Raw genomic sequence first — 13,059 nt, 5'->3', positions numbered from 1 at the left:
GCATATTACACAGTATCTGTCATAAAGTTACGGCCCGTCGACTGCGATCGGTGACCGACTATCAAGACAGTAACGTGCGAACCGTCAGTGGAAACCGATGCTGAGGCCGCCTCAGCTTTATGCTAATCGAGGCAGAAAACCGGTGTGTATGGTAGAGCGAGCCACAGTAATCGGAGCTGGAATGACGAAATTCGGACCGCACGAGCAACCGTTACCGGAGCTGTTCGCCGACGCCGCGTTGCCGGCGCTCGACGACGCCGGGATCGAACAGGACGAGATCGATGCCTTCTATCTCGGAAATACGCTGGGCGGAATGACGGAGAACGCGTCTCACCTCGCCCCCGCGCTGGCGAGTCACATCGGCCTCCGCGGGATCCCGTGTCAGCGGTTCGAGGATGCGTGTGCAACGTCCTCGAACGCGTTCAAACACGCCGTTCAGGCGGTCGAGAACGGCGTCCACGACGCGGTACTGGTCGGCGGCGTCGAACGGTGTACGCCGACGACCGGGAAAGACACCGCCGAGATGACGAAGATTTTCGCGAGCGCGGCCCACCGGCAGTACGAGCAACCGACGGGGATCACATTCCCCGGGATCTTCGCGCTCCTCACGAAGCGCTACATGCACGAGCACGGAACGACCTCGGAACAGTTGGCCGAGGTCGCGGTCAAGAACCAGCATCACGGCAGTCTGAACCCCCGCGCCCACTTCGGGGAAGACGCGACCGTCGACGACGTCCTCGAGAGTCCGATCATCGCGGACCCGTTCCATCTCATGGACTGCTGCCCGTTCTCCGACGGTGCGTCCGCGGTCGTCGTTACGTCCCCCGAGCTCGCGGACAGCTACGACGGAGCCGGCGTGAGCGTCACCGGCCTCGGACACGCGACGGACATCGTGCCGATCGCCGACAAGGAGGGGCTGACGGAGACGAGAGCGGCACGCGATGCGGCGACGGAAGCGTACGAGCAAGCCAATATCGAGGCCGCCGACGTCGACTTCGCGGAGGTCCACGACTGCTTCACCGGCGCGGAAGTACTGGCGATCGAGGCGCTCGGTCTCGTCGACGAAGGCGAAGGCGGAACCGCAGCGGAAACGGGGCTCACGGCGCTCGGCGGCGAGGTCCCGGTCAACCCGAGCGGCGGACTCAAGGCGAAGGGGCATCCGATCGGCGCGACGGGAACCGCACAGATCGTCGAATTGACGGAGCAACTCCGCGGCGAGGCCGGCCAACGACAGGTCGAGGACGCGAAGACCGGAATCGCACACAACCTCGGCGGCGATACCGCCACCACGTTCGTGACCGTCATGGAGGCTTCAGCATGAGCGAGCAGGATCTAACGACCGACGACGAAGCAGCGGAAAACCGCCTGACATACGGCGAGTGGGAGGAGGCGCTCCGCGACGGGACGCTCCTCGGACAGCGGTGCGGGGACTGCGGTCACCTCACCGGCGCGCCAAAGGCGGCCTGCGCGCAGTGCGGAAGCCGGACGCTCGCGACCACCGAACTCCCGACCGCGGGCGAGGTGTACACCGAGACCACGCTCGAGGTCGTCCCCGAGGACTTCGACGGCCCGTACCAGGTCGCACTCGTCACGCTCGGCGACGCCCGAGTAATGGCCCACGTTCCGGAGGGGGTCAATATCGGGGAGACCGTCGAACTGACCGAGACGGTCGACGACGCTGGATCCGTCGCTCCGGTTTTCGAGCCGAACTGATCCACCGCGTTCACCGACCGCAAGCGACTCTCGTACGCGAGACGGCGAGCGAGGTGCGTCACTGTCCTGTACATATATATCGCAACGTCTGTTGTTATGCTAGCGTATGTCAACCGGCTACCGATTCTCGTACGATCCGGGGACCATCGTCTACGGTCGAAACTGCGTCGAGCGAATCAGCGACGAACTCGAGCGGATCGGGGTCGAGCGGGCGTTGATCGTCTGCGGATCGACGGTGGGTTCGGTCGACGAAGTCATCGGCCCCGTCGTCGATGGGACCGGCGACCGACTCGCGGACGTGTTCGACGAGACGACACCGGACAAACGACTGTCGACCGTATTCGAGGGCGTCGAGCGGATGCGTGACGAGGAGGTCGATGCGCTCGTAAGTCTCGGCGGCGGAAGCAGTCTCGACATCGCAAAGGTGATGAGCGTCGTCGCGGCCAGCGACGCGTCTCCGGACGAGATCCGATCGACGTTCGAGCGCGAGCGGACGGTTCCGATTCCGGAGACGGAGCTCACGCCGATCGCTGCGATACCGACGACGCTCGCGGGGTCGGACCTCTCCGCGGTGGCCGGTGTTACCGCTCGCGAGGGCGGACTCACTCGGGGCGCGCTCATCGACGATCGGCTGATGCCGAACGCGCTGTTCTACGACCCGGCGCTCTTCGAGACGACGCCGCACGAGATCCTCTGTGCGTCGGCCATGAACGGGTTCGACAAGGCCGTCGAATCGCTGTACGCGCGCAACGCTACGCCGATAACGGACGGGACCGCGGTTCGGAGCCTGCGCCTTCTCGACCGAGGCTTACGGCGGCTCGGCGACGGCGACCGGAGCGAGGAGACGCTACACGACTCGATTATGGGAACCGTGCTCGCGCAGTACGGCGCGTTAGGCGCTGAGACGCTCACTCCGTCGGTCATCCACTCGTTCGGTCACGGTATCGCCCGCGGGTACGCGATCCAGCAGGGAGGGGCCCACGGAATCATCGCCCCGCATGCGCTCCGATACCTGTTCGATACCGTCGACGGCCGCCGCGATCTCCTCGCCGAAGGTCTCGACGTCGACGAGGCGGATACCGCCGAGGAAACCGCGAGCGCGGTCGTCGAAGCCGTCACGGGCGTGCGCGACGCGCTCGGGCTCCCGTCGCGGCTTCGATCCATCGACGATCTGTACGAGTCCGATTTGCCGGACGTCGCGGCCGACGTGGCGAATGACGTCATGATGGAGAACGCGCCCGAGGGACTCGAGCCGACCGAGGACGAGCTCGAGGCGGTGCTTCGTAACGCGTGGTGAGGTGCCGGTTCGGTCCGACCTAGAAGGTCGGAAGCGGATCAAGTTCGTCCATGTCGACGTCCTCGTACGCGTCGCGGGCGATCACGCGTTTGTGAACCTCATCGGGGCCGTCGACGATGCGGAACTGTCGAACGTTCTCGTAGAAGTCGGCGATGGGGAGGTCCTTGCCGATCCCGCTGGCGCCACAGAGCTGCAGGGCCGTATTGATCGCGTCTTCCGTGACGTTGGCGGTGAAGAACTTACACATGGACACCGGAACGCGGGCCTGATCGCCGCGGGAAATCTGGTCGGCAGCGTGGCGCACCATCGTCCGCGCGGCGTGCAGATTCGTCTCGGCTTCCGCGATGTCGAATCTGATGTCCTGTTTGTCGGCGATCGGACCACCGAACCCCTCGCGGTCGCTCGTGTACGCTTTCGCGACTTCCAACGCCCGGGCGGCCATACCCGAGTATCGCATACAGTGAGTGAGTCGCGCCGGACCGAGACGTTTCTGTGCGATGGTGAACCCTTCGCCTTCCTCCCCCAAGAGGTTCTCCGCCGGAACGCGGACGTCCTCGTAGAGCATTTCCGAGTGAACCATAGACGTGATATCGTCACCCATGTGCGGAATGTCTCGCTTCACCTCGAGGCCGGGTGTATCGCCGGGCACGACGATGAGCGAACAGCCTTCGTATGGGTGACTCTCCTGATCCGTTCGGGCCAGCGTGATGAAGAAATCCGCTTCGCCGCCGTTCGTGATCCACCACTTGTGGCCGTTGATCACCCACTCGTCACCGTCTCTCTTCGCGGTCGTCTTGATCATCTTCGGGTCCGCGCCACCTCCCTGGCGGGGTTCAGTCATAGAGAACGCGGACGTGAGTTCGCCACGGAGGAGCGGCTCGAGCCACCGTTTCTGCTGGTCTTCGGTGCCCGCGAGTTCGAGCGTGTGCATGTTACCCTCGTCGGGAGCGTCGACGCGCATCGCCGGCGGGGCGAGGAGGCTGCGCCCCGCTTCCTCGAAAAGCGGGAGGACGTCACGGAATTCAACACCCATGCCGCCGTGTTCTTCGTCGATCTGGGGCGCGTACAGGCCTCGCTCTCGAGCCTCCTCGCGGAGGTCGGAGATGACGTCGTCGGGAACTTTCGTCCCACCCTCGAGTTCGCGCTCTCGGGGAATGACCTCCTCGTCGACGAACGCTCGTGCTCGCTGCGCTAGCTCCCTCGCTCGTTCGGAGTCTTGGTACTCCATACCAATATGCTTGATAGAAAGTGACATATATTTATCTTCGGGGAGGCCGCGACCAGAGACCGTCGCGGTCGACCGGCTCGAGTCCGACGCGGTCCCCGACGGCGACTCGTCGGGCGTTCGACGCCAATAGGCTTCGGTAACGGGGTTAAGATTAAACTGGCTTGGTGACGAGTGTCGAGGGGACGACAATGGCCGAAAACGAAACCTATCTCGAGCGACTCGTCGACGAAGACGCGTTGAAAGCGTATCTCGAACGAGAGCTCGGCGACGCCAGGTCCGTCACCGTTCAGTACCACGACGAAGGACACTCGAACGAGACGTTGTTCATCGAGTGGGGTGACCGAGACTTCGTCATGCGCCGTCCACCCGCCGGAGAGACGGCCGACACGGCTCACGATGTCCTCCGAGAGTACCGCGTCATCTCCGCCCTCGCCGGGACTGACGTCCCAGTCCCGACGCCTGTGCTCAGCTGTGACGACACGTCTGTGATCGGCGGTGAGTTCTATCTGATGGATCGACTCGAGGGGACCGTTATCCGCGATCACGAACCCGATCGGTTCGCGACGCCCGAGCAGCGCCGTCGGGTCAGCGAGACGCTCATCGACACGCTCGCTGAGATCCATACGATCGACTACGAAGCGGTCGGGCTGGGCGATCTCGGCCGTCCCGAGGGGTACACGGAGCGGCAGATCGAACGCTGGGGCAAGCAGTTCGACTGGGCGTACGAGACGACGAGAGACGAACGCGAGGTCCCACACATCGAGGAGATCGGCGAGTGGCTCGAGGCGAACGTGCCCGAAGACTACGAGCACACGCTCGTTCACGGCGACTACAAGCTCGACAACGTCATGTACGCGCCGGGGACGCCGCCGGAGATCGACGCCGTGCTGGACTGGGAGATGGGAACCCTCGGGGATCCGTCGACCGATCTCGGCTGGATGCTCTGTTACTGGGACACCGAACCGTTGATCGACGACCTCATGCCGGCGTTTCTCGACCGACCGGGATATCTGAGCCGTACGGAACTCCTCGACCGATACGAGCGGCAGTCCGGCCTCGAGTTCACGAACCGCCGATTCTACGTTGGACTGGGACTCTACATGCTCATCGCGGTGTGTGAGATGTTCTATGCCCGGTATCTGAACGGGAACAGCAACGACGATCTCTATCCCAAGATGGGGTCGCTCGTCCCCGAGATCAGCCGGCGGGCGAAGGAAGTCATCGACGGCGAGAGGGAATTCTGAATTGCCGATTCGTCGGCAAGGCGAACGAGAGTCTGTACTGTTCCACGAGGATCGCCATCGCGGGCGTCCGCAGCGATCGATCGGCTGAGCGGCCGTGACTCTGCGGTCGATCGATAGCTACTATGACCGGGGAGCGATATCGTCCGAGCGTTGATTACTCGTTCGAAATCGCACCGAGTGTATCGATCAGATGCTCGATTTCGGTGGCAGACGCGTCCATCGAGGGCATCGCGATGATCACGTCGGCTCCGGCCTCGAAGTACCGCCGAAACTGGTCGCGAACGTCCGATTCGGTTCCAGCGACGGTCAGTTCCGAGACCATCCGGTCCGAGACAGCGGCGACCGCTTCCTCGCGGTTGCCCTCACGGAACAGGTCGTGTGCCCTGTCGGGAGCGTCTCCGAAGCCGTGTGCGTTCACCTGCTCGTTGTATCCCATCGCCATTTCCTGTGCGAGGAGATACCGCACTCGTCGTTCGGCACTCTCCGGGTCCGCATCGACTGCGGTCGGCACCCACGGAGCCACGACCACGTCGTCCGGCTCTCGGCCGGCCGCTTGCGCACTCTCGCGAACGTCCGCGACGGCGGCCGAAAACAATGACTGGGGGACGAACGCCGGCAACCAGCCGTCCGCGTACTCCCCGGTAAGCCGTCTGTTTGCGTCGCCGATCGCGGCGTTGAAGATCGGGACGTCGGCGGACGTCTCGAGCGCCATGGTGTACGGACCGATATCGAACACCTCCCCGCTGTATTCGACGGTCCCGCCGGCCGTCGTTCGGCGAATGATCTCGATCGCCTCTCGGAGCCGTCGGAGGGGCCGGTCGAACGACAGCCCGTGCCACCGTTCGACGAGTGGCGGCGAACTCACACCGAGCCCGAGTAGCGCGCGGCCGTCCGAGAGCCGCTGAAGCGTCGCGGCGCTCATCCCGAGCAACGTGGGGGTCCGGGAGTAGACGCTGGCCACGCCGGTTCCGATCCGGATGTCGGTCGTACACTGCGTGATCGCGGCGAGCGTGGCGATCCCGTTGCTTCCGGAGGCCTCCTGTTTCCAGACCGAGTGGAGGCCCGCTTCGTCGGCGCGCCTGGCGAACGCCAGCGTCCGCTCGAGCGAGACGTGGGAAAACTCGTCGGGGAGAACGAGTCCGAATTCGGGCATCGGTCGTCAGTTCGTCGCCGTGGGCTTCAAGCTTCGTGCTCATCTCCGTTTGCGAATACCAAGTATAGTAAAAGCTACACTATCCGGCCAGCGAAGTAGTCGCTGCGGAACGCCTCGGAGGGGAACGCCGTGGGTTGCCGCCGTCTTGGAGCGACGCCGGGGACGGGTGTCGTATTCACGGGATGTGAAACACAGTCACATGTTTATCACGCCCGACGCGGACATTGTCCGTATGAACCAACGTGAACTCGCGACGCTCGGCGCGCTCGGCGTACTGGCCGAAGAAGAGACCGCAACGGTTCGAGCGGTTCACGAGACCCTCCAGCACAACTTCGGTAACTACTGGGGTGCGAGCACCGGCGTCCTCGGTCCCACGATGACGAGGCTCGAGGAAGCCGGTCACGTCGGACTCACGCTCACCGACGGGGGTACGTACCGGATCACCGAGTCGGGAATCGCTCGGCTCCAGTCGTTGCTTCGGGACCCGGTCGACGGTCTCTCGAGTTCGCCGCTCCAACCGCAGTTAGTGATGAAACTGGGCTTCTTACATCACTTACCGCTCCCCGAACAACGGGAAGAGATCGACGCGCTCGCGGATCGGGTACGGACCGCACGAGAGGAACTGGGGGACGTAAAATCAATCCACGAAGCCGAGGTCGACGACGCAGTCGACACGGGCTACCGCGGGGACCTGATACTCCTTCGTATCTTTGTCCTCGACGCGCTCCTCGACTGGCTCGACGCGCTCGAGATCGACTGCGTTTCGGAACGATGACGGACGCCTACCGAAAAGGGACCGCTGCTCGAAGCTCTGACTCGGCATGTTCCCGATAGCAGCCTGCTGAATCGCAACGCGGCCTCCGGAGGCGCCTTCTGGGAGCAAGCACGGCGCTCGGAGCCTCGACCGCGGGTCAGTCGAACCGGCCAGTCCGGTCACCGCAGTCCAGACACACGGTCAGTTTCGCCTCGCGGTCGTCGGACCATTCGATCGTGTGCGGCGTGCGCTCGCCGCAGGTTTCGCAGTCGCACAATAGGTCGAGGCCGCCACCGTCCTGTGGAGCACCGAGAGCGATCGCTTCGACTCGTTCGTCTCCGGTGTTCGTTCCCTGTTGGTACTCCCCCGGTGCGAACCTGATTGCCTCGCCCGCTTCGACGACGGTCTCTCCCTCCTCGGTTTCGAAGGTCACCGTCCCCGAAGTGACGACGAACACTTCCTCCTGCGTGTCATGGGCATGGTATCCGTAGGCGAAGCTATCGCCGGGCGCGAGTTCGTAGTGATTGATCGCGACGTTCGACGCGTCCAACGCACCGGTGAGCGGGCGGCAGACGGTCGCCGAGTCGATGCGCCGGTCGACGTCGGTGATCGTGACTTTGTTCACGATCGAAGGATCGAGAGCCACCGTCATATACTCGAGGGTCGGACCCGGCTCGAGTATCGGCCGGGGAACGGCGCTCGACGCCGCGTCGCTTCCGGTCTCAGTACCGCGCTGGCGCTAACTCTTCGATAGTCCGTTCGACGATCCGATCGTCCGCGTTGCTCGGGATGGTCACCATCGGGCGACTGACGCAGTCGATGGCAGCGATCTCACGGAACTGGTCGCGCGCTTGGCCGGGCGTTCCCGCGACGCCGAGCGCGTCGACCATCTCGTCGGTGACGTTTCCGGCGGCGGCCGCTCGATCGCCGTCGCGCCAAGCCTCGGCGACGGCAGCGGCGCCGTCGGGAAACCGCTGTGCGACCGCCCGTTCGTACCCTCGTCCGTTGCCGACGTAGTACGCGACGTGACCGCGAATGGTGTCCCTGGCCTCGTCGGGATCGTCGCTGACGGCTGCGGGAACGTACGGCGCGACGTCGATCGTCGCGTCGCGTCCCGCTTCGCCCATCTGCTCGACGATGTACTCGAACTCGTCCTCGAGGTCGGGGAACGGAACGTTGTGGGGAATCCAGCCGTCGCACAGTCGGGCGACGACGCGCCGGTTCGCCTTCCCGAGCGCCGCGTGGTAGATCGGAACGTCGACGTTCAGCGACGGGAAATCCCGGACGTCGAAGATCTCGCCCTCGTATTCGACGCGTCCATCGCCCTCGAGGAACGCCTTGGTGAGTTCGATGGTCTCGTGGGCCCGTCTGACCGGGTTCGGATCGTTCCACGCCATTCCGTGCAGATCTTCGACGGCCTTTCGCGTCGACGTGCCGACGCCGAGCCGGAAGCGGCCGTCCGAGACGCGGGCCAGCGACGCGGCGGTCATCGCCAGGACGGCGGGCGTTCGCGAGAAGACGTTGACGATCGCCGTGCCGATGTCGACGGTGTCGGTGTGGTTCGCGATGTCGGTCAGTTCGACGACGGAACTCGATCCCCAGAGTTCGCCGAGCCAGAGGCCGTCGTACCCGAGTTCCTCCGCGCGAACCGCCAGTTCGGTGTTCGATCCCCTCGACTGCGGCAGTAGTAAATCCGTTGGCACGGATCATAGCACACCATCAAACCAGAAAAACCAGTCGGTTGAACGGACTGTTCAGTGCGCGGATTACGCCGCCATATCGACTGACAGCGCAGAACGACCTCGTTCGCCCGTATCTCGAGTCGGAATCGGTGTTCGCGAACCGGACACTTTTCTCGCTCGACGTGGTCGACGCGTTCGATGGATCCGTTCACGATTACGGACTCTAATCCGTTCGCCCAACTCCTCGGCATCGAACTGGTGGAGGCGGAAGACGGCCGCGCCGAGGCGCGGTTACCGTTTCGAGACGACCTCTCTTCGAACCAGCACACCGAGATCGCACACGGCGGCGCCACCTACGCGTTGGCGGACCACGTCGGCGGAATGGCAGCTATCTCTGCCGTCGGAGAAGTCTGCCCGACTATCGATATGCGCATCGACTACCTCGCACCCGTCCGGAGCGACCTTCGGGCGACCGCGACCGTCGTTCGACACGGCGGACAGGTCGCGCCGGTCGATATCGAAGTCCGCGATGCGGACGATACGTGCGTGGCGACCGCCCGCGGCGTCTATAAGGTCGGCCGTTCGTCGACTGAGGGCGGTAGCGAGTCCGACGATAACCCCTGGCTGAGCGGCCGCGGCGATAGCAGCGACTGACGCAGTACGAGGCCAACGGTCGGTCGAGGTCCGCCTGGTCGCGATCATCACTGTCGACCTTCCCCAACGACGCGTGAGCGAAGTATACGGAACTGAATTATAATTTATCTTCGCTACCGTCACGGCCAACGATCGAAACTACACTCACCGATCCGGTCGAATTCCGGGATAATTGGGCGATAAAATCCGAATTGATCCGTGAACAGACAGAGAACTCGTCAAAATTGCCGCCGGCAATATAAATTTATATGAGATTTATTTAAATGATTAAATTCATCAAATCTGATCTGAGATCAGCAGCGGAACCGAAGGTAACGCCCGTCCGTCCGTCCGTCCGTGTCGGCCGTTCCTAAGAGTGGAGTCGACGTCGCTGACGTGGCGATCCGTGACCCGGATTCGTTCGGCGGTTCGAGTGGTCACAACGCGTCCGCTAGATCGTTCCGGTCGAGGCGGAGACCGGAGATGGCTCGACTAGAGACCGACCGTCACGGCGTCAGGACGACTTTCCCGGTGCTCTTTCGCTCCTCGATGAACCGGTGAGCCGCCGCGGCGTCCTCGAGCGCGAAATCACTGCCGACAATCACCTCGAGGTCGCCGCTCGAGAACCCTACCGTCAGATCCGAAACGGCCGTCGTGATCCGGGCCGGGTCACGCGCGAGTGCCTGCCCGAGGTGGAAGCCGCGGACGCTCTTGTTCTCGAAGAGCAGCCGCTTGTTCTCGGCGGCCGCTGGAGTGCCGCTGGCGACGCCGTAGGTGACGAGCCGACCGAAGTGGGCGAGCGCATCGAGGCTCCGCTCGAAGACGTCGTCGCCGACGCTCTCTAAAACGAGGTCGACGCCGTCACCGTCGGTTTCGCGGTCGACCACGTCGCGAAAGTCCGTCTCGGTGTAGTTAATCGGGTGATCACAACCGAGGTCGGCCGCGAGATTGAGTTTCGCGTCGGTGCTCGCGGTGCCGAACACCGTCGCGTCGGCCCGAGAGGCGAGTTGGATAGCAGCCGTCCCGACTCCGCCCGCGGCCGCCTGGACCAACACCGACTCGCCTTCCTCGAGTTCGCCCCACTCGAAGAGACAGGAATGAGCGGTGAGAAACTGGACGGGAAAACCGGCCGCTTCGGCGAACCCCATTCCGTCGGGGACCGGGAACAGCAACTCTTCGCTCGCCGTGACGTACTCCGCGTACCCGCCGCCACCAGGCATGGCGACGACCCGGTCGCCGACCTCGGCGTCGACGCCCTCTCCGACCGCGTCGACCGTTCCAGCGGCCTCCGCTCCGGGGACGTACGGTGGTTCGGGACCGCCGGGATACGTGCCGCGGCGCTGCATGACGTCGGCGAAGTTGATACCCGCCGCCTCCACCCGAATTCGGACCTCGCCAAGTTCGGGTTCCGGGATCGGTTTGTCGACGAGTTTGAGTACGGTACTGTCACCGTGTTCTGCGACTTCGATAGCGTTCACGTCCACCGATTCGGACGGCACCATGATAAGTGTCGACCGTGGTGAGCGTCGGTCAGCGGCCGACCGGCCACGAACGTCGCGATTCCTTCGCGCCTTTAATAGCGTCGACGCGAGCAGAGAACGGTCGTCGACGCGTACGCTCGTTTCCCTCACCGGCGCGGTGTCGGTGGGCAAAACATCTATCACGGTATGTGTTGGCTATATACAGTGTCCATGGAGTTACACGATCCCGAGCAGATAGCACGGTACGAGGAAGCGGGCGCCTGGGGCGACGAGACGCTACTCGAGCGGTTCGCGGACACCGTCGACCGGTATCCCGATCGGACGGCCGTCGTCGATCCGCCGAACACGCCGGAGTTGGTCGACCGGGAACCCGAGCGACTGACGTACGCGGAGTTCGCCGACGCCGTCGACGCCGTCGCGGCGTCGCTTCGCGAGCGCGGCATTGGAAAGGACGACTTCGTCGTGGCGCAGTTGCCAAACACGTGGGAGTTGGCCATGTTGTATCTGGCGGTCGCCCGGGCGGGCGCCGTCCTGTCGCCCATGCCGATCCAGTGGCGGCGACACGAACTCGAGCACGTAGTGGACGTGACGGAGGCCGTCGCCTACGTCGGGCCGCGGGAGTTTAACGGATTCGACCACGTCGAGATGGCGACGGCGTTCGCCGACGAGTCGGCGACGCTCGAGGACGTCATCTCGTTCGCGGACGTTCGCGAGTTTACGACCGCCGACGCGGATACCGCGGCGCTCGACGACGTCGAGGTCGGTGCCAACGAGGTGTTCAACCTCCAGTGGACGTCGGGGACGACCGCCGATCCCAAGGCGTGCCCGATGACGCACAACAACTGGCAGTCGAACCCGACGCCGCCGCTATGTGACATGAACGAGGGGGACGTGGTCCTCTGTGCGGCGCCGTTGGTCAACATGACCGCGCTCGGCGTCAATTACGTGCCGTGGCTGCTCGCTCGGGGAACGCTCGTGCTTCACCACCCCATCGACCTCGGGCTGATGGTCGAGCAGATGCAGGACGAGGGCGTCACGTTCACCATCCTCGTACCCGCGATGCTGAACCAGTTGCTCAAACACCCCGACGTGGACGAGTTCGACCTGAGCGACGTCGAGACGATCACGACCGGCTCGGCCGCTCCCTCGGAGTGGGCGATGCAGGAGTTCAACGAGCGGTGGGGGATCGAGATCATCAACATCTGGGGCCAGAACGAGGGGACGTCGGCCATCAGCGGTCCGAAGACGACGCCCCTCGAGCGGCGCGCGACGGACTTTCCGCGGTTCGCCGAGGACGTCGACTGGGGTATCGACGACCCGCGAATCGATACCGTCGACATCCGTATCGTCGACCCCGAGAGCGGCGAGGAAGTGACCGAGCCGGGCGAGGTCGGTGAAGTCGCGTTCAAGGGCCCGGGACTCATGGCCGGCTATTACAACCAGCCCGAGCTCACGGCGGACGCGTTCGACGCGGACGGCTACTTCTACACCGGCGATCTGTTCCAGGTCGAGGAGGACGATTACATGAGCTTCTTCGACCGGAAGAAGGACGTCATCATCCGAGGCGGGTTCACCATCAGCGCGAAGGAAGTCGAGAACATCGTCATCGAGCATCCGAAGGTCGCCGACGCCGCCGTCGTCGGCGAACCGCACGAAGACCTGGGCGAGCGGGTGGCGGTCTTCGCAGTGCCACAGTCGGGCGAAGACCTCCGACTCGAGGACATCACGGAGTACATGGGCGACGACGTCGCCGTCTACAAGCGGCCCGAGCGGCTGGAGGTCGTCGAGGAGGTCCCCCGGAATCCGGTCGGCAAAGTGGTCAAGACGGAGCTCCGAGAGCGAGTCCGGAGTCCCGACTCGAGCGACTGAAGACG

At 64.0% G+C, this 13,059-nt stretch carries 12 protein-coding genes; 7 read left to right on the top strand and 5 right to left on the bottom strand.

Annotated features, from left to right (window positions below; all coding sequences use genetic code 11):
* The first annotated feature begins 148 nt into the window (after positions 1-148).
* The 3 genes from NDO75_RS18855 to NDO75_RS18845 all read left to right on the top strand — a co-directional run bounded on the left by NDO75_RS18855 (position 149) and on the right by NDO75_RS18845 (position 3,010).
* Positions 149-1,321, top strand: coding sequence for a thiolase domain-containing protein (locus NDO75_RS18855; RefSeq protein ID WP_345784909.1), 1,173 nt, complete (start codon positions 149-151; stop codon positions 1,319-1,321).
* A complete protein-coding gene (locus NDO75_RS18850; RefSeq protein WP_310908161.1) occupies positions 1,318-1,713 on the top strand; it encodes a zinc ribbon domain-containing protein in 396 nt (131 codons plus the stop codon). The genes NDO75_RS18855 and NDO75_RS18850 overlap by 4 nt, the downstream gene beginning before the upstream one ends.
* A gap of 106 nt (positions 1,714-1,819) precedes the next feature.
* Positions 1,820-3,010, top strand: a complete 1,191-nt coding sequence (locus NDO75_RS18845; RefSeq protein ID WP_310908160.1) for an iron-containing alcohol dehydrogenase family protein — start codon at positions 1,820-1,822, stop codon at positions 3,008-3,010.
* A 19-nt stretch (positions 3,011-3,029) separates the two neighbouring features.
* On the opposite strand, the gene NDO75_RS18840 is transcribed toward NDO75_RS18845, so the two are convergent.
* Positions 3,030-4,238 (bottom strand): acyl-CoA dehydrogenase family protein, encoded by a 1,209-nt coding sequence (locus NDO75_RS18840; protein ID WP_310908159.1) that lies wholly within the window; start codon positions 4,236-4,238, stop codon positions 3,030-3,032.
* A gap of 188 nt (positions 4,239-4,426) precedes the next feature.
* Between NDO75_RS18840 and NDO75_RS18835 the strand changes: the two genes are divergently transcribed.
* A complete protein-coding gene (locus NDO75_RS18835) occupies positions 4,427-5,482 on the top strand; it encodes a phosphotransferase family protein (RefSeq protein WP_310908158.1) in 1,056 nt (351 codons plus the stop codon).
* Positions 5,483-5,636: 154 nt separating this feature from the next.
* Here the strand turns inward: NDO75_RS18835 and NDO75_RS18830 are convergent, their stop codons facing one another.
* A complete protein-coding gene (locus NDO75_RS18830; protein WP_310908157.1) occupies positions 5,637-6,635 on the bottom strand; it encodes an LLM class flavin-dependent oxidoreductase in 999 nt (332 codons plus the stop codon).
* Positions 6,636-6,867: 232 nt separating this feature from the next.
* On the opposite strand from NDO75_RS18830, the gene NDO75_RS18825 reads away from it, so the two are divergent.
* Complete coding sequence (locus tag NDO75_RS18825) at positions 6,868-7,410, top strand: hypothetical protein (protein ID WP_310908156.1); 543 nt, start codon at positions 6,868-6,870, stop codon at positions 7,408-7,410.
* 136 nt (positions 7,411-7,546) lie between these two features.
* Here NDO75_RS18825 and NDO75_RS18820 read toward each other — a convergent pair whose 3' ends face one another.
* Positions 7,547-8,014 (bottom strand): cupin domain-containing protein, encoded by a 468-nt coding sequence (locus NDO75_RS18820; RefSeq protein ID WP_310908155.1) that lies wholly within the window; start codon positions 8,012-8,014, stop codon positions 7,547-7,549.
* Between the two features lie 97 nt (positions 8,015-8,111).
* Positions 8,112-9,092 (bottom strand): LLM class flavin-dependent oxidoreductase, encoded by a 981-nt coding sequence (locus NDO75_RS18815; protein WP_310908154.1) that lies wholly within the window; start codon positions 9,090-9,092, stop codon positions 8,112-8,114.
* 177 nt (positions 9,093-9,269) lie between these two features.
* Here NDO75_RS18815 and NDO75_RS18810 point away from each other — a divergent pair, with 177 nt between their 5' ends.
* Entirely contained in the window at positions 9,270-9,725 is a 456-nt protein-coding gene (locus NDO75_RS18810) for a PaaI family thioesterase (RefSeq protein WP_310908153.1), read from the top strand.
* 485 nt (positions 9,726-10,210) lie between these two features.
* On the opposite strand, the gene NDO75_RS18805 is transcribed toward NDO75_RS18810, so the two are convergent.
* Entirely contained in the window at positions 10,211-11,182 is a 972-nt protein-coding gene (locus tag NDO75_RS18805; RefSeq protein ID WP_310908152.1) for an NADPH:quinone oxidoreductase family protein, read from the bottom strand.
* A gap of 213 nt (positions 11,183-11,395) precedes the next feature.
* On the opposite strand from NDO75_RS18805, the gene NDO75_RS18800 reads away from it, so the two are divergent.
* Positions 11,396-13,054, top strand: a complete 1,659-nt coding sequence (locus NDO75_RS18800) for a class I adenylate-forming enzyme family protein (RefSeq protein WP_310908151.1) — start codon at positions 11,396-11,398, stop codon at positions 13,052-13,054.
* Positions 13,055-13,059 lie beyond the last annotated feature (5 nt).

The organism is Natrinema sp. 1APR25-10V2, from assembly GCF_031626495.1.
GTDB lineage: Archaea > Halobacteriota > Halobacteria > Halobacteriales > Natrialbaceae > Natrinema.
This window is presented reverse-complemented; position numbering and strand designations above follow the sequence as displayed.